Annotated in this window: 21 protein-coding genes; 16 read left to right on the top strand and 5 right to left on the bottom strand. The window is 60.9% G+C overall.

What is annotated here, in order from left to right; genetic code table 11:
• Positions 1 to 61: 61 nt before the first annotated feature.
• The gene (locus U1A53_RS05685) at positions 62 to 676 is read left to right on the top strand and encodes a hypothetical protein (RefSeq protein WP_322279549.1); all 615 of its coding nucleotides are present in this window, start codon (positions 62 to 64) and stop codon (positions 674 to 676) included.
• Positions 677 to 897: 221 nt separating this feature from the next.
• Here U1A53_RS05685 and U1A53_RS05680 read toward each other — a convergent pair whose 3' ends face one another.
• Both U1A53_RS05680 and U1A53_RS05675 read right to left on the bottom strand, forming a co-directional pair.
• Complete coding sequence (locus tag U1A53_RS05680; protein WP_322279547.1) at positions 898 to 4689, bottom strand: MBG domain-containing protein; 3792 nt, start codon at positions 4687 to 4689, stop codon at positions 898 to 900.
• 106 nt (positions 4690 to 4795) lie between these two features.
• Complete coding sequence (locus U1A53_RS05675) at positions 4796 to 5443, bottom strand: hypothetical protein (RefSeq protein WP_322279545.1); 648 nt, start codon at positions 5441 to 5443, stop codon at positions 4796 to 4798.
• A 135-nt stretch (positions 5444 to 5578) separates the two neighbouring features.
• Here U1A53_RS05675 and U1A53_RS05670 point away from each other — a divergent pair, with 135 nt between their 5' ends.
• From U1A53_RS05670 to U1A53_RS05650, 5 genes are all read left to right on the top strand, one after another.
• Positions 5579 to 7174 (top strand): ATP-binding protein, encoded by a 1596-nt coding sequence (locus tag U1A53_RS05670; RefSeq protein ID WP_322279543.1) that lies wholly within the window; start codon positions 5579 to 5581, stop codon positions 7172 to 7174.
• 98 nt (positions 7175 to 7272) lie between these two features.
• Complete coding sequence (locus tag U1A53_RS05665) at positions 7273 to 8340, top strand: hypothetical protein (RefSeq protein ID WP_322279542.1); 1068 nt, start codon at positions 7273 to 7275, stop codon at positions 8338 to 8340.
• 228 nt (positions 8341 to 8568) lie between these two features.
• Positions 8569 to 10248 (top strand): 30S ribosomal protein S1, encoded by a 1680-nt coding sequence (rpsA, locus tag U1A53_RS05660; protein ID WP_322279541.1) that lies wholly within the window; start codon positions 8569 to 8571, stop codon positions 10246 to 10248.
• Positions 10249 to 10387: 139 nt separating this feature from the next.
• Positions 10388 to 11650, top strand: coding sequence for a DUF1080 domain-containing protein (locus U1A53_RS05655; protein WP_322279540.1), 1263 nt, complete (start codon positions 10388 to 10390; stop codon positions 11648 to 11650).
• 149 nt (positions 11651 to 11799) lie between these two features.
• On the top strand, positions 11800 to 12663 hold the full coding sequence (locus U1A53_RS05650; RefSeq protein ID WP_322279538.1) for a hypothetical protein: 864 nt from the start codon (positions 11800 to 11802) through the stop codon (positions 12661 to 12663).
• Between the two features lie 10 nt (positions 12664 to 12673).
• Here the strand turns inward: U1A53_RS05650 and U1A53_RS05645 are convergent, their stop codons facing one another.
• Together U1A53_RS05645 and U1A53_RS05640 are read right to left on the bottom strand one after the other, a co-directional pair.
• On the bottom strand, positions 12674 to 12961 hold the full coding sequence (locus U1A53_RS05645; protein WP_322279536.1) for a hypothetical protein: 288 nt from the start codon (positions 12959 to 12961) through the stop codon (positions 12674 to 12676).
• A gap of 43 nt (positions 12962 to 13004) precedes the next feature.
• On the bottom strand, positions 13005 to 14477 hold the full coding sequence (locus U1A53_RS05640; RefSeq protein ID WP_322279534.1) for a family 10 glycosylhydrolase: 1473 nt from the start codon (positions 14475 to 14477) through the stop codon (positions 13005 to 13007).
• Positions 14478 to 14549: 72 nt separating this feature from the next.
• On the opposite strand from U1A53_RS05640, the gene U1A53_RS05635 reads away from it, so the two are divergent.
• A complete protein-coding gene (locus U1A53_RS05635) occupies positions 14550 to 15530 on the top strand; it encodes an SMP-30/gluconolactonase/LRE family protein (protein WP_322279533.1) in 981 nt (326 codons plus the stop codon).
• Positions 15527 to 16366, top strand: coding sequence for a hypothetical protein (locus tag U1A53_RS05630; RefSeq protein ID WP_322279532.1), 840 nt, complete (start codon positions 15527 to 15529; stop codon positions 16364 to 16366). The genes U1A53_RS05635 and U1A53_RS05630 overlap by 4 nt, the downstream gene beginning before the upstream one ends.
• A gap of 55 nt (positions 16367 to 16421) precedes the next feature.
• Here the strand turns inward: U1A53_RS05630 and U1A53_RS05625 are convergent, their stop codons facing one another.
• Entirely contained in the window at positions 16422 to 16964 is a 543-nt protein-coding gene (locus U1A53_RS05625) for a flavoprotein (protein ID WP_322279530.1), read from the bottom strand.
• Between the two features lie 137 nt (positions 16965 to 17101).
• Between U1A53_RS05625 and nrdR the strand changes: the two genes are divergently transcribed.
• The 8 genes from nrdR (at position 17102) to U1A53_RS05585 (ending at position 22766) form a co-directional block, all read left to right on the top strand.
• Positions 17102 to 17590, top strand: coding sequence for a transcriptional regulator NrdR (nrdR, locus tag U1A53_RS05620; RefSeq protein WP_294404293.1), 489 nt, complete (start codon positions 17102 to 17104; stop codon positions 17588 to 17590).
• A gap of 6 nt (positions 17591 to 17596) precedes the next feature.
• Positions 17597 to 17950 carry a histidine triad nucleotide-binding protein gene (locus tag U1A53_RS05615; RefSeq protein ID WP_322279529.1) on the top strand — a complete coding sequence of 118 codons (354 nt, stop codon included), beginning with the start codon at positions 17597 to 17599 and terminating at the stop codon, positions 17948 to 17950.
• Between the two features lie 44 nt (positions 17951 to 17994).
• Positions 17995 to 18417 carry a hypothetical protein gene (locus U1A53_RS05610; protein ID WP_322279528.1) on the top strand — a complete coding sequence of 141 codons (423 nt, stop codon included), beginning with the start codon at positions 17995 to 17997 and terminating at the stop codon, positions 18415 to 18417.
• Positions 18418 to 18516: 99 nt separating this feature from the next.
• Positions 18517 to 19713 carry a BtaA family protein gene (locus U1A53_RS05605; protein ID WP_322279527.1) on the top strand — a complete coding sequence of 399 codons (1197 nt, stop codon included), beginning with the start codon at positions 18517 to 18519 and terminating at the stop codon, positions 19711 to 19713.
• A complete protein-coding gene (locus tag U1A53_RS05600; RefSeq protein ID WP_322279526.1) occupies positions 19710 to 20333 on the top strand; it encodes a class I SAM-dependent methyltransferase in 624 nt (207 codons plus the stop codon). Before U1A53_RS05605 ends, U1A53_RS05600 begins: the two co-directional genes overlap by 4 nt.
• Before the next feature lie 30 nt (positions 20334 to 20363).
• Positions 20364 to 20864: a DUF3592 domain-containing protein gene (locus U1A53_RS05595; protein ID WP_322279525.1), complete on the top strand. Its 501-nt coding sequence runs from the start codon at positions 20364 to 20366 to the stop codon at positions 20862 to 20864.
• The gene (locus U1A53_RS05590; RefSeq protein ID WP_322279523.1) at positions 20861 to 22189 is read left to right on the top strand and encodes an O-antigen ligase family protein; all 1329 of its coding nucleotides are present in this window, start codon (positions 20861 to 20863) and stop codon (positions 22187 to 22189) included. The genes U1A53_RS05595 and U1A53_RS05590 overlap by 4 nt, the downstream gene beginning before the upstream one ends.
• A gap of 67 nt (positions 22190 to 22256) precedes the next feature.
• Complete coding sequence (locus U1A53_RS05585) at positions 22257 to 22766, top strand: hypothetical protein (protein WP_322279522.1); 510 nt, start codon at positions 22257 to 22259, stop codon at positions 22764 to 22766.
• The last annotated feature ends 9 nt before the right edge of the window (positions 22767 to 22775 follow it).

Genomic DNA, 22775 nt, shown 5'->3' with positions numbered 1-22775 from the left:
AATTGACTCGGAAACGAGAAATCCTCATAATCCGCCCGAAATTCCAACCGTTAATTCAGTCATGAAGTCCGCCCAACTCTTTTTGTTTGCTGCTCTCTCGCTGCCCTTTTCCGGCTTTGCAGCGACCGGATTATTTGATCAATTCGTCATCATCAACACCGGCTCCCAGACCTATTACGACATCGGTGCGTCCACCGGGAATCCTGACTTCCAAGGCAGCGATCTTGGGACATTCAACCCCGGCACCGGAAGCACGCTGAGTCTCGGCGGCCAGGGCAAGAGCTTCAAAAACAACAGTTCAGACGTGACGGGGATGCAGTTGCAGTATCGCATCTGGCAGGGCACAGAGTCAGGAGCGTTCACTCCGTTCAGCTACGCCTTTCAGCTCAACATCGGCGGCGGTGGTGACCAGCAGTGGGGATCAGACGTGGCTGGCTCGAACGGCACCGCCTTCTACACGCCGGGCAACCTGCTTTCCGGCCTCGCGAACGGAAACTATACGCTGGAGGTGTTCTCGCAGATCAACACTAACGGGGTCAACACCGGCAATCCGGAGTTCAACAACGCTGGTGCTGCCAATTTCGAGGCAACCTTCAGTGTGGTGCCGGAACCCTCACGCGCCATGCTCGGCCTGATCGGCCTGACGGGCCTTCTATTTCGCCGTCGCCGCGCTTGAGTTCCAAGGAATCCCTTCTCAAAAGCCGTGTCATCCGTGACACGGTTTTTTTGTGCTTGGTTCCTGCCGACCTCTTGGAGCACCTGCTCGATGCCTTTCACACACTCCTAGTCAGAGGGGCAGCATCTTGTGATCGTGACCGTATTCCAGCAATGCTCAGTCACGGCATCGTCTTGCAAAATCCCACCCGTTCGCTTCGCCAGTGGTGTGGAAAATGCGGACTACGGTGCGATCGGAGTGAAGACCAGACGGATGAAGCGGCGGCTGAGATTGCCGCTGCTCAGCGGATCGCTGGCGCGCAGGGTCTGCACTGCGCCATCATTGACGAGAACCAGGGTCACGGGAAACCAGACGCCCAGCCCATCGCTGGATTCGGCGGCATAAGTCACGCCAGGGAGCGCTTTGGGACGGGTAAAGGTCAGGGTCAGGCCATTGGCATCAAGGGTCGGTGTTAGTGCCGGCGTTCGGCTCAGGGGATCCATGCCGAGGGCGTACTCAACCAGGTTTTTGAGGCCGTCGCCATCAGGGTCGGCATCATCAGCGGCCAGACCTGCGGTGATTTCGGCGGGTGAGAAATGCTCGGAGCGCCAGTTGCTGGCGGTTTGGCCGCTGATAGTCAGGGTTCCCCCCGCCGTGCCGTTGTAGTTCGCGTCACTGATGGTGGCAGCGACCACATAGCTGCCATAGGCGCTTGGTGCGGTGGCGGAGCCGTCATACGTGAGGTCCACCGTGAGGCCTGCGGGCGTGGTGGTGGCTGAAGCTGGCTTTGGACTGCCATCGTAGGCCTGAGCCAGACTGCCGAGCGTGATGGTGGCGGTACCCTTGGCAATGACCAGGGTGCCGTTGCCCGATCCGGTGTAATTGGTGTCGCTGATCGTGCCGACCACGGCATAACTGCCCACGTTCGTGGGCGCGGTGGCCGATCCATCGTACGTGAAATTGACCGTGAGGCCGGAGGGATTTGTGGTCGCCGAGGCCGGCTTCGGACTGCCGTCATAAGCTTGTGCGAGATTGCCGGGAGTGACCGTGGCAGCGGCTTTGGCAATGACCAGCGTGCCGCCGTTCGTGCCTTCATAGATGGCATCATCAATGGTGCCGACGACGGCGTAGCTGCCGGCGTTCGTCGGTGCGGTGCTGGAACCGTCATAGGTGAAGCTGACCGCGAGGCCGGTGGGATTCGTGGTTGCCGTGGCGGAGAGCGGCGTACCATCGTAAGTCTGCGCCAGACCGGCCAGCGTCACGGTGGCGGCGAATTTGGGAACCGTAATGTTCACCGTCTGCGGGGTGCTGTTGCCATCCACGTCCGTTGCTGCGACCACCAGCGAAGTCGTACCGGGTGCGACAGCGGTGATTTGCAGGCTGGTGCCGTTCAAAGTGGCCGTGGCAACGGCACTGTTTGGCGCGTTGGTGATGGCGTAGGTCAGCACGGGCAGGCTGGTGACCGAAGTGACTTTCATCAACTTCGTCTGGTCGATGCTGGCAGGAACCGGCGTCTGATCGATGGGAATGTTGGTAAATGAGAAATTCGTCGAGGTGGGCGTGACCCCGCCTTCACGCAGCTTCACGTTGTAGCTGCTGGTGGGAATGTTCGCCAGCGCGGTGAGAGCGCCGCTCAGCGAGGGTGTTGATACACGTCCAAACACGGTGAACCCGCCGTTCTGGTTGTCGAGATTGGCGCTGTTGTCACCCAGGCTGAAAAAGAATTCGCTGGTGGCGCTGTTGGGATCGTCGCCGGTCTTTGCCATCGCCACGGTGCCGACCGTGTTGGTGACACCCGGCTCGTTGGTGATCGGGGACTGCCGTGTGATGGACTCAAAGACGTCAGGCGAATCGAAACTTCGATAGCCGCCGCCCTGGACCACAAAATTCGCCGGTGCACGGTGGAACAGCGTGTCCGCATAGTCGTAGGCCAGGAAATTGGTGACGGTGCCGGGTGTGAGCGAAGAATAGAGAATGATGTCGATGTTGCCCTTCGACGTGGCCATGCGCACGGCGGCATCCGTGTCCAGATCCGAGAACTTCGTGGCCAGATCAATCGACGCGTTCGAACTCGCCGCGATGGTTTGTGGGTCGATGGCCTGGGCAATCTGTGGCGCTGCTGGCGGACGCAGAATGCGCAGATCCAGATTCAGCACATGCGAGGTGCCGCCGGTGAAGTTGGCCGTCATGGGTACCGAGAAAGCGCCCGCCACGGTCGGTGTTCCTGAGATGACCCCGGTGGTACTGTTGAAATCCAGGCCTGCGGGCAGCGTGCCGACCGTCCAGTCGGTCCGGCTCTGCTGGCTCAGTGTTGCCATCTGGTAGGAAAACGGCACCCCCTGTGTGATCGGCGCATACGGCTTGCTGCTGAAGCCGTTTTTTGTCGTGGTCGTCGAGATGCTGGTAAAGGCGGAGGTCGCGAAGACGGTGCCATTGAGAAGCGTGTAATTGGCACGGAGTTGAAATTCGTAAATGCTGCCAGGATCGAACTCCGGCAGATTCGCCAGACTCATGCTGTTCGGTGCCGTGCCAGAGTTGGCGAAGATGATCTTGCGGGTCTCGAAGGTGCCGCCCTGCTTGCGGAACTGCAGCTCGTAATCCGTCTCCACCGCCGAGTTGTCCGTCCAGGTGAAGCTGATCAGGTAGGGCGTGGTCGTCGAAGCCGTGGCGACCAGATTGGTTGGCGCATTGAACGCTGTGGTGACTTCCGCCGTACTGGTGAAGGCGGAAGTGATCTCTGCCTGTGATCCCCGTGTGGCACGCACGCGAAACTCCAGCGTTTTGCCGGGGGCGATCAACTGGTTCGACAGGCTGGCGGTGTTGGCCGCATAGTAGCCATAGACCTCAAAGGTGGGTGCGCCCAGCACACGCCACTGCACTTCGTAATTGCCTTCGATGGAGGAGTTGTCCGTCCAGGTGAGATTCACCTTCCCCTCGCTGGGTGAGGTGGCGACCAGATTCGTCGGCGGGTTGAAGAGAGTTGTTCCCGTGGCCGGTCCGGCGAAGGATGAATAGGTCGTTGGTGTGTCCGTTACGACGTTCGTGCTGCGGATGTAGGCACGCACCTGGAACTCATAATTGATGCCGGCCTCCAACTGGCCTGAGTTGATCGTGTTGAAGAAAGGATCGTCCACATTGCCCAGCGTCGTCCATGTCCCTGATCCCACCGCGCGAAACTGGAACTCGTAGCCGGACTCCGCCGTGGAATTGTTGGTGAATGCCAGGTTGAAGGTGTTCTCGCCCACCCGTGTGGCCGACAGGCCCGTCGGTGCCTTGAACGCCTGCGTCGCTGCCGTCACAGTGCTTGTGTACGCGCTGACATTGTTGGACCAGTCCACGGCACGCAGTCGGAAGTTATAGGAGGTGCCTGGGATGAAATTTGGCAGGAACATGTCTGTGCTGACGGTGCGTGCCTGGTAGCCCCCGACATCCTGGGTCGTTAGGTTGAAGTCGATGGCGGTCGAAAGCCAGGTGCTGTCAGCGGTCTTTTTATAATCGAGCTGGAAGTACTGCTCGCTGTTGGAATTGTCGTTGTAAGTGATGCGAAACACCCCGTCACCAATGGCCGTCGCAGCAAGATTGCTCGGGGCGGTCAGCGTGGGTGCCTGCGGGCCAGGCCAGGAGCTGTAGGTCGCCGAGTTTGAGGTGCTGCTCTGTTCTGCGGGGGAGGATTTGTAAGCTGCAACATACCACTCGACGTACCAGCCCGTGCCAAAACCGTTTGAGGGAAAATCCACCGTGATCGAGAGCGGGCCTGTCGCCGCCTTGATGTCGGCTGACACGGGCAGATCGCCATAAACACCCTGAACTCCAGACGGCCCGCCATAGCGGTAGAAAAGTCGAAAACCATCCTCATCCGTGGAGTTGTCTGTCCAACTAAACCTCCAAGCCATCGTGGCGGAGGTTTTGTAGGTCATCGAGGCGGCGAAATTTGTCGGGGCAGCGGGCGGTGCCGCAAACGCAGCCGTGGCCATGGCAAACAGGCTGGCGATGAAGAGATGTAGGCCTGAAAGGCGGAAGGAGCACAAAACCATGATGGGGCAAACGGGGCGGCTAGACTACCAGAGCCAGCAAACAGGCGTCAATTCTGAAAGTATCTGTTTGAAGGCCCTTTCAGAGACACTTCCCCGTGCATTTCGTTCACGTCAGGGCCAGATGCAGGGTGGAGCGGGCATCTTCCTCGCGAATCCCGCGCAACTGCTCGCTGAGAATGACCCGCAGCCGCTTTCTCGCACGATGCAGCGCCGTGCGTAGCGCCCCGCTTTGCGGGCGTCTGGTACGTGTTCCTTCGATCATGTTCTCCTCCAGACAGCCCCAGACATCGCCCCGCCCCTGCGCATGCAGTTCCACGCTCATGCAGTTCAAGGCACGGTCGATCACGCCTCGGGCCCAGCCGCGGTCGAGTTCGCAGTCCGGGGCCGCATGGACGTCGGCGATGTCGATGTCCACGCCATTTTCATCGCTCAGGGAGAAACAAACCACGCCACCACCTCGCCGCTGCCGCATGCGGTGCTGCCAGCGCTTGATGAGATGGGTGCGCATCCGTGCAAAGAGGAACGCCGCCTGCTCGCCATGGTCGAGGATGGCTGCCGCACGTTCGTGCTGGCCCTGCGCCACGAGTTTGGCGAACAGTTCCTGCACGGCGTCCTCGGCATCGTGAGCCTCACAGCCTCGGGCTCGGGCAAAGGCGCACAGCGCATGCCAGTGGCGGCGGTAGAGGGCCGAGGCATCGGCCTGGGTGGATGAATCGGTGGTGTAACTGGCGGCGTAGTCTTCTCCGAGGTGCATGGCGGCTGGTGGGTTGTTGATGCAGGTATTGGAGCCGCCGCGCATGACGCCCGCTTGTGGCGCAGCATTAATTGCGATTTATCTTCGTGCGTGCCGCCGCTCTCCGCGTGAGATTCACTGCGTTCCTCTCATTGCATGAGCGCCCCGGCCAACACACGCAGCTTCCGCATCCGTCTGGCCCTGCAGACGATGCTCGTCGCAGGGGCGCTTGTGGCCGTGTTTGGTGCCGTCGCTTGGTGGTATGCCAGCCAGACGCTCGAACGCAGTGTCGATGACCGCATCATCGCTCCCGCCCAGCGGGTCTGGAGCCGGATCGATCCCTACACGACCGATGAGCAGTTCAAGATGATCGCCGATCTCGTGTTTGGCACCTCCCCGGACCGTAATGCCACCAACGCAGTGCTGGTGGTGCAGGATCACCGCCAGGGCAAGACCATCTTCGCCACGCCCAACGCACCCAAGGATCTCGACGTGTATTTCCGCAGTTGCTTCCCCACTGCGGATGAACTCAGCCACGTGCCGCCAATGCCTGAGTCGGGGCCGGGCTCACCCCCCGGCCGCCGCCATGGGCCGCCGCCACGCCGGAACACGGACTTCGACGATCTGCTCGGCACGCTGCCCGATTTTTCCCCGCCAGAGCCTGCCGCCGAGCGCGATCTCCCCTTCCGCCCGCAGATGCCGATGGTGCGCGAGCCGACCACCTTCACCGCCCGCTCCGGCGGGATCGACTGGCGCTTCGGTGCCTTCAGCAGCCCTAGCTACACCATCTTCATTGGCCTCTCGCTCACGGACTTTTATGCGGAGATCAATCGCATGGCCTGGTGGTACGTCGGCGCGGGTGTCATCGGCCTTGCCTTCGCAGGTCTCGGCGCGATGTGGACCTCCAAACGCGCCATGCGTCCGCTGGAACGCGTCGTCAGCACCGCCCAGCGTCTCACCGCCAGCGATCTCGCCGAGCGCATCCACCTTAGCCGGGATGACGACCGCGAATTCGCCCAACTCATCGACGTGCTCAACGACATGATGCAACGCCTCGAAGGAAGCTTCCAGCAAGCCGTGCGCTTCACCGCTGACGCCTCGCACGAACTCAAAACGCCGCTCGCCATCATGCTCGCCACGCTGGACGACGCCGTGCGCCACACCACACCCGGCAGCACGGAGCACGAGCGCTTCATTTCCTTGTTTGAAGAGGCCTCACGGCTCAAACAAATCACTCAAAGCCTCCTGCTCCTCTCCCAGGCCGATGCAGGCCGACTGCCCACGCATCCCGACACCTACGACCTCAGCGCCGACCTCTCACGCCTTCTCGAAGACGCCGAAATCCTCTGTGAGCAGGCCGGACTCACGCTGGAACACCAAATCGAGCCCGGAATCAATGTGCATGCCGATCGTGCTTTGCTACGTCAGGTGTTTCAAAACCTGCTCAGCAACGCCATCAAATACAACCGCCCCGCCGGTCGCGTGGCGCTGCAACTCACGCGTCAGGACTCCCAGATCGCCTTCACCGTCACCAACACCGGCCCGGCGATTCCCGTTGAGAATCAATCACGCCTCTTCGAGCGATTCTTCCGCGGCGACAAAGCCCACAACCGCCAGACCGACGGCTTCGGCCTCGGCCTCAACATCGCCACCGAACTCGCCCGCGCCAACGGTGCCGAGCTGCGGCTGGTCAGTTCACGGGAGGATGAAACCATCTTCGAGGTCTGCCTCAATCGGACCAATGCCGCGTAAGATCCCACCTGCTCGCTTGGCTTGACTCGAAGTCGTCCTTCCTCATATCATTTCACCAATTCACCCAATCCTTTTGCCTGACTCGTCCTCACGGATGATTGAAACAAGGGGTTAGTGAAGAATCCGCATTCCATCCATCACCGGTCAATGGCATCGCTCCAACAAGCCTCCGTGCAGCCATGAGTTCCACTTTTCAAAAGTTTTCAGTCATCGCCGCCGTCCTCGCGCTGACATCCGGAAGCTTGATCGCGCAAGCCGCACCATCGGAGCCGGAGCTGAGCGCCCTGCTGCTCGCCTATAAGACCAAGGTTTCGACCGACGTGGAAGCGCCGTTTGCCAAGGCACGCGAGGATCTGAGCCAAAACTACATCAAGGCGTTGGACCGGGCTCAGCAAGAAACCACGCTGAGGGGAAGACTGGAGGAAGCGATGGCCCTAAAAGCGGAAAAAGAAGCCGTGGCGGCAAATCCGGCGAAGGATCTGCCGACACTCGATCCCGGGCTGCGGGAGCTTCCTTCTCTGCGGCGGAAATATTTGGACGCGGTGCAGGCGCTGCGCACGGGCATGCAGCGCAATCTTGAGCCGCTCCGGAAGGAACTGGCGAGACAGCTCGACGCCCTGACAGTCAAACTGGCCCGCTCGGGCAAAGCCGATGCAGCTCTGGAGGCCAAGCAGCTTGCCAAAAGCTATGCGGAACAACCGGGCACCCTCGAAGGAGACTGGGAGGATCACACTCAAAAAGTCACCCCGAAGCCCAAGAACGCACCCATCGTTCTCAAAAGGCGCGAGATCATCAGTACAGAGGCGAGTTTCAGCCCTCCGGTCGAAATCGAAATGGTGGTAAAAATTGAAGATCTGGATCTCCGCCTCGGCTATGCAGCCGACCAGTTAATTTTTAACTGGGAAAGGAGGCCGGACGAGCTGCGGATCGACGGCGGGCCGGCCAGCCAAATCTACACCCCCATGCAAGGAGAAATCCCAAAGAGAAAGTTCGTGGTGATCCGCTGGCATGTGGCCAAGGACCGGCAAATCATCTCCGTGGACGGCAAACAGCGGTTTGAGCACAAAGGCGATTACTCCACCATCAACCGGCCAATCTCCATCCAGGCCTTTGGCTCCGAGGTCACCGTGCAGTCCATCAAGACACGGCGGCCTGCGGCTCCTTAAAGAAAACCGCCACCAGCTTCAAATGGACGAACCCACGTTTGAGGTTCGCATCATCACCGTGACGCTCGGCGGCTAAGTTCCCCCTTGCCAAACCGCGTACTTTCCCGACTATGGCGGCCCTCTTGTCCGGGAGCCCTTGGTTCTGCGGGACAAAAGCCCGCAGCGCGCCTCAGGAGTGGAGGTGTGCGTGCGGTTCCCTCCAAACACTCGCAACCCGTAAAACAGATAATGAACGCAACAGCCACGCTCGCAGACCTGATCGCAGGTTCTTTCCGCGAGCTTTCCGAAGGATCCATCGTCAAAGGCAAGATCCTCGAAATCAAACCGCAGGTCATCCTCGTGGACATCGGCTACAAGTCCGAAGGGGCCATCCCCTCCAACGAGTTCGAAGATGAAGACATCCAGGTCGGCGATGAGGTGGAAGTCCTCCTCGAACGCCTCGAAAATGACGAAGGCATGGTCGTGCTCTCCAAGGAGAAGGCCGCCCACCGTCAGAACTGGGAGAAAATTTACGCCGTGTTCAAGGACGGCGGTCTCGTCAAGGGCAAGGTCAAGAGCGTCGTCAAAGGCGGCCTCATGGTCAACGTGGGCGTCGAAGCCTTCCTGCCCGGCAGCCAGATCGACATCATCCCGCCGAAGGATCTCAACGAGTACGTCGGCAAGGTGTTCGAGTTCAAGATCGTCAAGATCAACGACGAGCGCAAAAACATCGTGCTCTCCCGCCGCGAAGTCATCGAGGCCGAGCGCGCTGAACAGCGCCAGAAGTTCCTCGACGGCGTCACTCCTGGCGACAAGGTCATCGGCATCGTCAAGAACATCACCGACTTCGGTGCGTTCGTCGATCTCAACGGCATGGACGGACTGCTCCACATCACGGACATGTCCTGGGGCCGCCTCAACCATCCTTCCGAGCTTCTTGGCATCGGCCAGAAAATCGAAGTGCAGATCCTTGAGGTCAACCGCGAGAAAGAGCGCGTCTCCCTCGGTCTCAAGCAGCTTCAGAACAACCCGTGGGAAAACATCGAAGGCCGCTACCCTGTGGGCCAGAATGTCCGGGGCAAGGTCACCAAGCTCGTCGCCTACGGCGCGTTTGTGGAAGTGGAAGAAGGCGTCGAAGGCCTCATCCACGTCTCCGAACTCTCCTGGACGAAGCGCATCGCCCGTCCTTCGGATGTTCTCACCGTCGGTCAGGAAATCAGCGCCGTCGTGCTGGGCATCAACAAGGAAGAGCGCAAGATCAGCCTTGGCGTCCGCCAGCTCGATGCCAACCCATGGGACGACATCGACACCCGTTATCCGATCGGCACGCAGATGAAGCGCGCCGTCCGCAACCTCACCGCCTACGGTGCGTTTGTGGAGCTGGAAGAAGGCATCGACGGCATGATCCACGTCTCCGACCTCAGTTGGACACGCAAGATCAACCACCCGTCCGAACTGCTCAAGAAGGGCCAGGAAGTGGACGCAGTCGTGCTCGGCATCGACAAGGCCAACCAGCGCATCAGCCTGGGCATGAAGCAGCTCGACACCGACCCATGGTCCATCATCGACACCCGCTTCAAGGTGGGCGACATCGTCAAGGGCCGCGTCGCGAAGATCGCCAGCTTTGGCGCCTTCGTGGAGCTCGAGGACGACATCGACGGCCTCGTGCACATCTCGCAGATCAGCGAAGACCGCATCGAGAAGGTCAAGGACAAGCTCAACGTGGGCGACGAAGTGGAAGCACGCGTCATCAAAGTGGACAAGGTGGAGCGCCGCATCGGCCTTTCCATCAAGGCCATGAACTACAGCGAAGCCGACATCCAGAAGGAAAGCCAGGCCTTCGAAGCCCTTCGCCCCAGCACCGACCTCGTCGGTTTGGAGCAGGCCTTCAAGTTCGCCACCGAAGAATGGCGCCCCGGCGGCCAGTAATCGGCGATCCAAGCCTCACAACACGATCAACCACGAAGGGACGCCGCGAGGCGTCCCTTCTTTTTTGATTGGATGCGCAGAAACACGTTCTGCGCTTGCATCGTTTGATTCAAACACGCGCGTCCTTTCCCGAGTGGTCATGAAACGCACCACACTCTTCATCCTCGCCGCTCTGTGGCTCCCTGTCGGCCAGGTAATGACCGCCGCACCCAACACGCTGACTCCGCAGGAGGTAGCGGCAGGTTGGAAGCTGCTCTTCGACGGCGCCACCACCTCGGGCTGGCACCGCTATGGGACAAACTCGTTTCCCACCAAAGGCTGGCGTGTCGAGCAGGGTTGCCTCGTGAATCCCCAGAGCAACGGTCGTCCAAACGGCAGCGGCGGGGATCTCGTCACGAACTCCACCTTCACGAATTTCGAGTTTCAATTCGAATGGCGCATCGGGCCGGGCGGCAACAGCGGGGTGGAGTATCTGTTTACTGAAGGCGCGAAACGAACGACTCCGTTTTATCCTGGCGACCAAGGGGACAGCCCGCTGGGCTTTGAGTATCAGGTGCTCGATGATGCCGCCCATGCGAAGAGCTCAGCGGATCGTCTGGCCGCTTCCATTTACTCCTTGGTCGCTGCGACTCGCAAGTCCCTGCGGCCCGTGCGTGAGTTCAATCAGGCCGGCATCATTGTGAATGGCAATCACATCGAGCACTGGCTCAATGGCAGCAAGGTGGCGGAAACCGAACTGGCCAGCCCCGCGCTGCAACGCATCATTGCCAGCAGCAAATTCAAGGGCTACCCCGGCTTTGGGACAAAAATCGCCACAGCGATCGCTTTGCAAGATCACGGCGAAGAAGTCGCTTTCCGCAATCTCAAGATCCGGGAGCTACGTCCGGCGGCAAACCCCGTCGCCGTGGTTCCACCGCTTCCCGCAGCAACGACGGGCATCAACCCCTCTGATTGGCGCGTCTGGTGCTGGTCGAAGAAGGACAAGCGGTGGATCGAGCACCCGCTGGAGAAGATGACAGTCAAAATCCAAAACGGCGTGCTGTCAGTTCGGAACACCACGAACAGCAACTGGCCGCGCGCCATTCTGGTCTATCACCGTGCTCTTTTGGGCGGAGATTTTGCCGCCTTGGCGGACTATCGCGGTCAAATCGAATCCTTCGACCTGCAAGCCGCCGATGGCCACGACAGACGCATTTCCTGTCTGGGGCTGCCGCAGGACGATCAATGGCGCACGGTGATGTTGAGCCGCAGAATGGGACAGTTTGCCGCCAAGCTTGGAGAAACCCCCATCGCACCCCAAGTCAGCAACGTGCAGGGTCAACTGACGGGCTATGTCTGCTTCAAGCTGCGCCCCGACGAAGCCATCGAAATTCGCAACGTCAGAGTCCAGCAGGTGAAGTAACTCCCTGCTCAAGCTTCCTGCAGCAAGGCCTGCAAATTCAGCGCCCGCGTGTGTATGGCGACCCGGATCGCACACGTCTATCGCCGCACACAATCTTCTGACACTTTCTCTCTGGCAGCAGGCCCCGAAGAAGAACACTTTTGCCGATCATGCTTGAACCTGCGCCTTCATCGCCCGCGGAAACACGTCGCCAGTGGTTGCGCCGTGCCTTGGCCGCGTCGCCATCGCTGCTCGTCGGCTGCGCGGCTCCTGCATCTTCCATGCTCGGTTTCTCCGCGCGCAAGGCCCGTGCGCAATGGGAGTATCACAACCGCTTCCTCGCCTCCGGCGCTCGTTTGCGCTTCCGTTCGCACAGCGCACATGGCAGGCCGTGGACTTCCGGAATGGAACAGACTTACCGTGCGTATCGCCGTGATCCACGCGTGGGTTATGCCGTGAAGAATCTCGCCACTGGCCGCTACTTGGCCGAATTCCAGGCAGACCAGCTTTTCTTTGGCTGTTCCATGCCCAAACCCGCCGTCGCTGCGGTGCTGCTGGAAAAACGCCGCGGCAACCTCACGCGCGAGGAGTTCCAAAACATCGTCTATGCCTGCGACCAGAGCCTTAATGCTTCATGGTTTTATCTCCTCGCGCGCATCACACCGGCGGATGAGCAATACTTCGAGCGAAAATACAATCTGCCCGACGTGCAGATCATCAACAACTGGCAGTCACCACGCTTCTACGCCGAGTTCTACGACCGTTGCGTGAACTACCGCCTCGACCACGGCTGCGAGCTGCTGCTCGAAGCCATGCGCCGCGATCAATACGGTCTCGGCCGTTGGGTCATGCCCGCCAGCATCACCTACATCGGCGGCAAGACCGGCAACTACGGCGAATGGGATCACGAATCCCTGTTCTTCTACCACCGCAACACTCCCTACGCGATCATCCTCTACACGCGCGGCCACTTCGCTCCAGGAAACCAGCTCGGGTGCATGATGGGCGGCCTGTTCAGGGATTACTGCGCCTGAAGCGGCACTCTCAACGCTTTTCCTGCGGCAGCACCTCAACTTCAATTTCCCGCACTTCGAGCGAAGTCTGCTCTGATGCCGGATTCTCGACCATCCAATCCGCCGGCTTCGTACTTTGAGTCAATTTACGCCGCACCGCGTAATACAGCGCCGCCACAGCCGAAAGCGCCAGCGCCGCGACAGCCACCGCCGCACCGACCATGAGCACCAGCGTGATGACCACGACAGCGACGACCGCGAACACTCCCAGCATCAACAGCGCGGGCCATCCCCGGATTTCAAATGTCCTCGGTCTCATGGTGGCAACATGCTGTTCTTTGTAAGCTGTGACAAGGAGGTGATTACCTCACCACCACACCCGCCTCGCCCACCTCCCAGCCGAATCCTGCGGCCCGAATCGCCACTGCGGTGGCGTTGTCCGGCCACTCGTCACTGAGTTGGTCTTTGAAATAAGTCTCCCAGGTGATCCACTTGCCGTTGATCTGCGCCTGCATCACCCACCAGCGCGTTTGCGACATCCAGCGCACATCGCTGTGCTGCCATGCCACAGTGAGTTTGCCACCGGGCACGATTTTGCCCACCACCGGAGCTGGCAGCGTCGATTGACTGAGCCACGGCGACGCGGGCGGAATCGCATGCGTCGTGTACGCCCGCTCCTTCGTGTAAGTGCCGATCTTGCCGAGGTCCTTGTGCAGCGCGCCAAAGTTCCAATGGAAGTGTCCCGGCGTCATCTTCAGCCCGCGTTCACGCAGCACGCTCATCTCACGCAGAATTTCGCCTGCGTTGCGATCATCGCCGATTTTTGACGTGTTCATGCCGGGCCAGATGTGGCGGCCCTGCGTGTTCTGCTCCAGCCACCAGTCGTAGTAGGTGATGAAGCCGAGCTTCGGCCGGTCAATCGTCCAATAGAGCTGCGGCGTGAAGTAATCCACCCAGCCCTGCTGGAGCCACTTCTTCGAGTCCGCGCCCAGATCCTCATACGGATCGAGTCCACCGCCGGTGCCCTCTGGATAGTTCGGCCGCCACAGGCCAAACGGGCTGATGCCGAACTTCACATGCCGTTTGATCGCCTTGATGCCCTCGTAGGTGGCCTGCACGGTCTGGTCCACGTTTTGCCTGCGCCATGCGGTGAGCTCCAGCGTACCACCGGCGACCTTGTAGCGCGCATAAGTGTCACTGTCGGGAAACTCGATCTTCTTCTTCGCCAAGTCGGTGATCGGATACGGATAGAAGTAATCGTCGATGTGAATGCCATCCACATCGTAGCGACGTGTCACGTCCAGCATCACCGCCACGGCCTGCTGCCGCACTTCGGTCACACCGGGGTCCATCCACCAGTCGATGCTGTACTTCATCGTCCACTCCGGGTGCGCCCGGCGCATGTGCGTCGCGCTCGGCGCGTGTTTTTCACCCGCCAAGGCCCGGTAAGGGTTGAACCACGCGTGCAGCTCCATCCCGCGCTTGTGCGCCTCCGTCACCGCGAACTCCAGCGGGTCCCAGCCTGGCGATTTGCCCATCTCTCCGGTCAAAAACGGCGACCACGGCTCAATCTCCGAGGCATACATCGCATCGCCCGCCGGACGGACTTGGAAGATGAGTGCATTCAGCCCCACGTTCGCCGCGGATTCGATCAGCGTGAGCAACTGCTGCTGCTGCTTCGCCACCGGCAACCCTGGCTCCGAAGGCCAGTTGATGTTTCGCACCGTCGCGATCCACGACCCGCGCAGCTCCCGCGCCGGCGGCGGCACGCTCGTTTGAGCATGCAGCGTGACGACGAACAGCCAGGAGATCGAAAGCAGGAGTTTCAGGCGCATGTGCGGCAAGAAAACGCGGCGGGTGCGATGTGTCGCTGAAATTTTCCATCCCACGTCGTATTCATGCGCTTCATGCACCTACGCTCACTCTCCAGCCTCGCCGCCATTCTCGTTCTGGCCTCCTGCTCGTCCCTGCGCTCGCCCATCGTGCCCGGCGCGGTGCCAAAAGATCACGGACCCATCGGCGCAGGCGAAGGACCGGCTTGGAAAGATGGCTCTCTCTACTTCACCGACGGCAAGCACATCAACCGCATGGGGCCGGATGGCAAAACGAGCGTGTTTCGTCACAACGCCTCCAACGGCCTGCTCTTCGACCGCGAAGGCCGCCTCGTCGCCTGCGAATCCGGCCTGCGTCGCGTCACGCGCACCGAGAAAGATGGTCGTATCACCGTGCTGGCAGATCGTTTCGAAGGAAAGCGCTTCAACACGCCCAACGACCTCTGCATGGACTCGAAGGGTCGGATTTACTTCACCGATCCGAGGTATGGATCAAGGGAGGGGATGGAGATCATGGCCTCGTCCAGTGCATGTAGCCCGACTGGAACCGTTCATGGAAAAACACCCGTCGAAAATGTCTATCGCATCGATGGTCCTAATCGGGTGACGCTCGTGCTGTCCGCGTCCAAATACTCTGCCCTTGAACGCCCTAACGGCATCCTCATCACGCCAGACGACCGCTTTCTCTACATCGCGGACAACAATAACAACACCCACGGCGGCTCACGGAAGCTGCTACGCTACGAACTGGACAAAAACGGCGATGTCTCTGGGAAGGGGAAGGTTATCTTCGACTGGAAAGACGGTCGCGGACCCGATGGCATGAAAATGGATGACGCAGGCCGCATCTACGTCGCCGCAGGCGCCAACAAAGCCACGGAGTTCGAGACAACGCGCTTCAAGGCCGGCTGCTACATCCTGTCGCCTTCCGGTCGTCTCATCGACTTCATCCCCACCGCGCCCGACGAGTGCTGCAACTGCGCCTTTGGCGGCAAGGACGGCAAAACGCTCTTCATCACCTCCGGCGGTCATCTGTGGAGCGTGCCGCTGAAATGAAATCCGTTATCCTCATTCTGTTCCTGCCTACGCTGCTCCCCGCCGCCGAGCTGCCAGACATCCGCAGCGTGCCTGCGGATCTCGTCGTCCCAGCTTTGAGCGAACCACCCGTCGCTGGAAAACGCGTCCGCCACGGACTGAGCGTGCTTTACCTGCCCACCGACTGGAAAGCGGACGCGAAGTGGCCCGTGATCGTCGAACTCGCCGGAAACGGCGGCTACACGAACAAATATGGCGATGTCAGCACCGGCCTGCCCGAAGGCAGCAACCTCGGCTACGGCCTCTCCGCCGGTCGCGGCTTCATCTGGCTCTGTGTGCCGTATTTGAACGCGAAGGGTGATCAAATCGCCATCAAGTGGTGGGGCGATGCGCCCGCCTACGATCCGCAGCCGACGCTCAAAAACCTGCGCGAGACCGTGAAAAGTGTCTGTCGCGACTTTAGCGGCGATGAATCGAAGGTTGTGCTCGCCGGATTCTCACGCGGCGCCATCGCCTGCAACTACCTCGGCCTTCACGACGACGAAACCGCGAAGCTCTGGTGCGCCTTCTTCGCCTACAGCCACTATGACGGTGTCAAAAAGTGGCCGTATCCCGGTTCGGACCGCGAATCGGCCCTCGCACGCCTCCAGCGCCTCGGCAACCGGCCGCAATTCATCTGCGGTGAAGGTTCCAACGCCCAGGAAACCGAAGCCTACCTCCGCCCGCTGCTCCCCAACGCCGATCTGACCTTCCTGAGCACCGGCTTCCGCAATCACAACGATGCTTGGACACTACGCTCGAGCCCTGCTCGCGACAAGACCCGCGAGTGGTTGAAGCGGGTCACTGCGGCGCATTGATGGGGTGGCGATTTGCAATCGCCAGGTACGGCGGTTGCAAACCGCCGCCCCGAACTCATCGCTTCGCGCCGAGCACCGCTTCGACGGCCTGGAGGATCGTTTCGACCTCCGCCAGCCGTCCGAAGCCTTCGTAGCCGCAGGCGAGCATGCCTTCGGCGGGTTCGACGAATTGCGCGCCGAAGCCGCGCAGGGTTTCGACGTTCTTCAGCGTGGCCGGATGCTGCCACATTTTGCCGTTCATGGCCGGGGCGATCAAAATGGGGGCACGCGTGGCGAGCGCGATGGCGGTGAGGGCGTCGTTGGCGAAGCCGTGGGCCATGGCGGCCAGAATATTCGCGGTGGCAGGGGCGATGAGGAGCAGATCGGCTTCATCGGCGAGCTGAATGTGACCGGGCTGCCAGCCTTCTTTTTCAGCAAACAGGTCGGTGATGACCGGATTCTTCGACAGCGTGCCCAGCGTGAGCGGCGTGACGAATTCTAGCGCGGCTTTGGTCAAAACGCATGTCACCACATGACCCGCCATGGTTAGCTGGCTGGCGAGATCCGCCGCCTTGTAGGCTGCGATGGAACCGGTGACGCCGAGAATGATGCGGGACATGTTGAGGTGACGATAAACGCGAAAATGAGCCCGCAAAGCTCCTTCTTCGCCAAGGCGACGAAGGCCGAGCCGAACTACGAAGGGACTTGCCTTAGTGCCTGCGAGAAAGCACATTCCGCGCCCCAACCCCCGACTGAATGCGCTGCCCCAAATGCGGAAGCTCCCAGGATAAAGTGATCGACTCACGCGAGGCGCGGGAAGGTCATGCCATCCGCCGACGCCGCGAGTGCATGAAGTGTGATTTCCGCTTCACGACCTACGAGATCGTCGAGCGCGAGGAACTGCGCGTGGTGAAGCGCAACGGCGCCCGCGAGAGCTTCAACCGCGACAAGCTGCTGGGCGGCGTGCGCAAATCCTGCGAAAAGCGCCCCGTCAAAATGGAGCAGCTCGAACAACTCGTGGATGACATCGCCAACGAGCTCGAAGAGGAAGGCTACCGCGAAATTCCATCGACCGTGATCGGCGCAAAGGTCATGCGCCGCCTGGAGGCCATCGACCATGTGGCCTACGTCCGCTACGCCTCGGTGTACCGCCAGTTTGAGGACGTGGGCGAGTTCATCGACGAAATCAAGAGCCTCGGCGAACGCCGCCCGCGCGATGGGCGGCAGCCCGAGCTTTTCCGCTAATCCACCATGTCCGAAAAGACCATCTTCCAAAAAATCATCGACCGCGAAATCCCGGCCCCGCTTGTTTATGAGGACGAGCTGGTCGCGGCCTTCAATGATGTCAATCCGCAGGCTCCGACGCACGTTTTGATCGTGCCGAAGAAGCTCATTCCCCGCGTGGGCGAGGCTGTGGCCGAAGATCAGGCCACGCTGGGAGCTTTGCTGCTCGCGGCGGGCAAAATCGCCGACAAACTCGGCATCAAGGACCGCAGCAAGGGTTTCCGCCTCGTGATCAATCACGGCAAGGACGCGGGCGAGTCCGTGCCGCACCTGCATGTGCATCTTTTGGCCGGTCGCAGCCTGGAATGGCCTCCAGGCTGAGAAATTTTGCAACTTTGGACCGCCCCGGCTGTTTTTTTGTCATCATGGAACCGTTCTCGCCCCAAGACCCTCTCACGAAGCTGCTGGCCCAAGCCCGCAAGATCGAGGCGCGTTCCAATTTCAGCCAGAACGTGGTGCGCGCGGCCCGCCAGACCCCGCAGGATCGTGGCTGGCTGGCCGCTGTTCGCGCGTGGTGGGAAGATGTCTCGTATGCGCCCGCCGCTGGCCGCTGGGCGCTTGCTGCCGGGGCTGCCGCTGCCATCGCGCTGACCTTTGCCGTGCTACAGACGCAGCCGGAAGTGGCCCCGCAGATCGTTGAGCAGACGATTACGATTCCCGCGCCGGAAGTGCCGCTGCTGCCTGCGGCGGAAACGCCTTGGGAGACCGCTTATCAAACTGAGGCGCTGCTGGCCGTGGAAGACACCACCCAGTTCACCGACAGCGAGATCGGCTTCCTGCTTTATTAAGCCGTGTCCCTGACGGAATCGTGACGCGTTCGTCTGTGTGACGAAACATGCACACTCCTTTGCTCGCCACAGACGCGACGCATGGAACACATGCGGCGCATGCCCACGCTGCATAAACCCACGCGCCCCAGGCCGGTGCGCCTCCTGAAATCGGCCCATGACATGGTCTTCCGCCATGTTCACAACTCCAACCTCATCTACAACACGGCGTGGGAGGACCCGCGGCTCGACCGGCAGTTGATGAAACTGGACCGCGACAGCCGCGTGGTGATGATCACCAGCGCCGGCTGCAACGCGCTCGATTATCTGCTCGATGATCCGGCGGAGATTCACGCGGTGGACATGAACTACCGGCAAAACGCGCTGCTGGAGTTCAAGCAGGCGCTCATTCGCAAAGGCAGCTTCGACGAACTGTTTGAAATGTTTGGTTTCGGCTCGCATCCCGAATACGCCGCCGTGTATGCCAGCGTGCGTAAAACACTCTCCGGCCAGGCGAAAAAGCTCTGGGACAAGCGCATCGGCTTCTTCGACCCCGCCAGCTTGAAGAAGTCATTCTATTACCACGGCACCTCAGGCATCGCCGCGTATGTGATGGGCAATGCGCTCTTCAAGCTGCGCCCGAACGTGAAAAACTTCGCCGCCTGCTTGCTGGATGCCCGCTCGCTTCAGGAACAACGCGAGGCGTATGAGCTCTTCGAGCGCGAGATTTGGGGACCGTTCAGCAACTGGCTGCTGCGCCAGCCCACGCTCATGACGCTGCTCGGCGTGCCGCGCCCGCAGATCAAGCTGATCCAGGACTCCTACCCCGGCGGTCTGACGTCTTATGTGAAGGATAAGCTGCGCCATGTGTTCACCGAGCTGCCCGTCGCCGACAACTACTTCTGGCGCGTGTACATGACCGGTTCCTACACGCTGGGCTGCTGCCCGAATTACCTCAAGCAGGAGAACCTTCCTGCGCTTCAAGCACGTGTGGATCGTTTGAAGAGCCATACCACCACCGTGTCGAATTTCCTGCGTGAGCATCCCGGCAGCTACACGCACTTTGTGCTGCTGGATCATCAAGACTGGCTCGCCGCACATGACACGGCGGCCCTGCTGGACGAATGGGAGCTGATCCTCGCCAACAGCGCCTCAGGAGCCAAAATACTGATGCGTTCGGCCGGTCTCGATCTCAGCTTTGTGCCACAGTCTGTGCGCGCCCGGTTGCGCTTCTTCCCGGAACGCACCGAGGCGCTGCATCAGCTCGACCGCGTCGGCACCTACGGCAGTCTGCACTTTGCGGAGGTGCTTGGATGAATGCGGCGGCGGCTCCAAACACCGCGCTGGAGCGCTACTACCAGTTCCATTCGCGCATCTACGACGCCACGCGTTGGAGCTTCCTGTTTGGGCGCGAGGAAATCCTGCGCCGCGTCGAATGTGTGGCCTCCCCGCGACGCATTCTTGAAGTCGGTTGCGGCACCGGACGCAATCTGGCCGGCCTGAGGAAGCGTTTCAAAGCAGCGCGCATCACAGGCGTGGATCTGTCCGAGCAGATGCTCACCATCGCCGCGCAAAAGGTGCGCGATGATCAAATCACCCTGCTGCGCCGCTCCTACTCGGCTCCTGTTCACATCGGGCACACAGGTTTCGATCTCGCGCTCTTCTCGTACGCCCTCTCCATGTTCAATCCGGGCTGGGAGCAGGCGATCGACGCCGCGTGGGATGATCTGGACGAGGGCGGCCTCATCGCCGTCGTGGATTTTTCGCATTCGCGTTTCTCGTGGTTTCGCCGCTGGATGGGTGTGAACCACGTGCGCATGGAAAGCCACCTGTGGCCGTATCTGGGCCGACGGTTCATGCCCCTGCTCGATGAACGCTTCTCCGCCTACGGTGGTGTGTGGAGCTACGGCATCTTCATTGGACGAAAACAGTCCTGACGCGGCAATCCGTCCGCAACCAACTCCGCAATGACCAGCACCGTCCTTCTCTCCTTCTCCTCATGGTTTGCCGCTGTCACCACCAGGCCGCTCATGCAGGTCTTGCTGCTGGGCACGGTGATCGCGCTGTTCGCCTTCATTGGGTTCTTGCGCCGTTTTGGCGCCGCATGGTCGATGCGCGGATGGCGGCGCACCCAGGGCCGTGTGCTCACGGCGGAGATGCGCCGTGGAAAGACCAAAACCACGGACGGCTGCCTGCTGTATGATCCGGTGCTGAGTTATTCCTACACGGTGGGGGGGCGCACCTTTGAAGGCAACCGCTTCGCACATCAGACGGTGCGCAACGCAGCCAGCCTGACCGCTCAATTCATCACCTGCATCAGGCAGGGGGCGGAAGTGCCCGTGTATTACCATCCTCGCAATCCGGCCGAGGCGGTGGTGCAGCCACTGTCATGGCACAAGTCGGCGACGGGGGCGCTCACCTGCGCGCTGTTGCTCGTCATGCTGGCAGCCGGGCTTTGGCTGGCATGAGAACTCTCGCACCCGCAGTCACGAACGAGTTCGCGACGCAGGCGTTGCGCCAGCACGTGACCGGACCGGTGGCGCTGCAAACCGCCGTCACAGGCTTCATCGCCGGGCATGCCTGCCTGCCGAATGAATGGCTGCACCTCGGCTGGCTGCTGGTTGCTGGATTCTTTGCCATCGCGTGGTCGGACTGGAGGCCAAACCTCACGCGTTGGTCTGTGGATCCGGGCGGCGTGCTGACAACGGCTTTCCTGCTGTGGATGACAGCACGCTCCTGCTTCAGCGAAGCATTCATGCACGGCGACGCTTCGGCAGAAATCACTCGTGGTCTTCTCGGCACGATGCTGCTCGTGCTCTTCTGCACGCTCGCCTGGCAGCAGGCGCAAAAAACCGAGGCCTTGCACGCTGTTGGCTGGGTGGCGGGCATGATTGCGGCTTTCTCCGCTCTGATCAGCATCGTGCTGTCGTATTTTGTGCTGCCGGATCATCACGCAGGCGAACGGCTCACGAATCTGCTCGTGCATGGGGGTCTCAATCCGGTCTGCACCGGCCTCACCTTTGGTTTCGCCGCTGTCTGGCTGGCGGCGTTGATGGAAAACGAGACCACCCCTTTGCCGCGCCGGTTCATGTGGGCAGCCATCGCCTTTCTGCATCTCGCGGCGTTTCTTTCCGCCAGTCGTGGTGCCATGCTGGCGCTGCTCTGCGGTCATGCGGCGTTGCTCATCGCCCGCGGGTGGCGGCGTGGCGCGGCAGCAGCCTGTGTTTTCATCGTCACAGGTGCGATTTACTTCACCAGCGCCCCCTTGCTGGCAAAACTCGACCGCTGGCGGGTTGAATCAGCGGAACTGGCCGCCCATCAGCCAGGCATAACCCACCATCTCCAGCAGGCCGTGGAGCGTGGCGACAACGGCCGCCTCGACATCTACCGCGCCGGTTGGAACGCCATCGACAACCCCTGGCTCGGCACCGGCCAGTGGGGCGTGCGCGAGGTCTGGCAGTGTGAGCTGCAGGCCAGCGACGACACCCTGATGTCGCATCTGCACAGCGCCTTCTTCGCCACCTTCGTGCATGGCGGCGTCATCGGAGCCGTTCTGCTGCTTGGCCTGCTCATGTGCGCTGTTCGTCGCGCCTGGCGCATCTCCGTTCATGGTGATGCCACCTGGATCGCCCTGCTCGCCTTCGGCTGCGGCGGTCTGCTCTTCGATGGCGAATCCCTCACCTCGCTCGCCACAGCGCCACGCTTTGAAGGGCTCCTGTTCTGGTTGCCGCTGATGGTGGCCCTCGTTCGCGGCGGCAAATCACACGCGAGCACCCTCGCAGAGAGTGCGTGACTTTCATGGGCTTGCTGGCGCCTTTCCCATTGCGGCAGCGGCCCCACGCTTCACAATGCGCGCCGCCATGTCCGCTCGCATCGTCTTCTCCACCTTGTTCTGCCTTCTCAGCCTGTTCATCTCCGGCTGCGAGACCGCTTCCTCACCCTATGCAGGAGAACAAAGCGCGGCCCGCCAGCGGCAGCTCGCCATGGAGCCGCGGGGTGATTTTTACATCGGCAGGCGTTTCTTCCTCGATCACACGCACTTCTGGGGCTACCTGCGCCGCCCGGGCGAGAGCTGGAACAACTCCAAGCTCGTCATCATGAACGAGCGCTACATGAAAATCCCCAACCGCCTGCCCGAGCAGCCGAACGACGGCGGTTATGCCTACGGCGACGATCACAACACCGAATACCGCATCTACGGCCGTTACACCGGCCGCCGCGTGTTTGACCCGAACAGCAATCTTGTCCTGCCCGAGTTTGAGCTGCGCCGCTGGGAGGTCGTCAATGAAAGCCCCGGCTGGCTGTTCAAGCCCAACGAGCGCTTCAACGGCTCCCAGCTCCTGCGCAGTGAACCGGGTTCGACCCCGTAATTTCATCTT

This window comes from Prosthecobacter sp., assembly GCF_034366625.1.
In the GTDB taxonomy this organism is placed as follows: domain Bacteria; phylum Verrucomicrobiota; class Verrucomicrobiia; order Verrucomicrobiales; family Verrucomicrobiaceae; genus Prosthecobacter.
This window is presented reverse-complemented; position numbering and strand designations above follow the sequence as displayed.